Origin of the sequence: Planktothrix serta PCC 8927, from assembly GCF_900010725.2 — a bacterium.
GTDB classification, from domain to species: Bacteria; Cyanobacteriota; Cyanobacteriia; order Cyanobacteriales; family Microcoleaceae; genus Planktothrix; species Planktothrix serta.
This window is the reverse complement of sequence record NZ_LR734917.1, coordinates 1-371: the sequence shown is the minus strand read 5'-3', so window position 1 is coordinate 371 and position 371 is coordinate 1. Positions and strand designations below refer to the sequence as shown.

Annotated in this window: 1 protein-coding gene; it reads left to right on the top strand. The window is 39.1% G+C overall.

Annotated features, from left to right (window positions below; all coding sequences use genetic code 11):
• The coding region (gene iscB / locus PL8927_RS27625) for an RNA-guided endonuclease IscB (RefSeq protein WP_197047589.1) at window positions 1-371 on the top strand (371 nt) is incomplete at both ends.

Sequence of the window (371 nt, the reverse complement as noted above, 5' to 3'; positions counted from 1 at the left end):
GGTTCAAAAACCACTGGAATTGCATTAGTTCAAGGAAACAAAGTAATTTGGGGTGCAGAATTAACCCATCGGGGTCAAACGATTAAAATGTCTTTGGAATCTCGACGTTCATTACGTCGTTCCCGAAGAAACCGTAAAACTCGTTATCGTCAAGCTCGATTCTTGAATCGAAAACGTTCAAAAGGATGGTTAGCACCTTCTTTACAACATCGAGTTGAAACAACTCTAACTTGGGTCAGTAAATTAATTAGGTTTACACCCATTGGTTCAATTGTTCAAGAGTTAGTCAGATTTGACTTACAACAACTTGAAAATCCTGAAATCTCTGGAATTGAGTACCAACAAGGAGAGCTACAGGGATACGAAGTTCG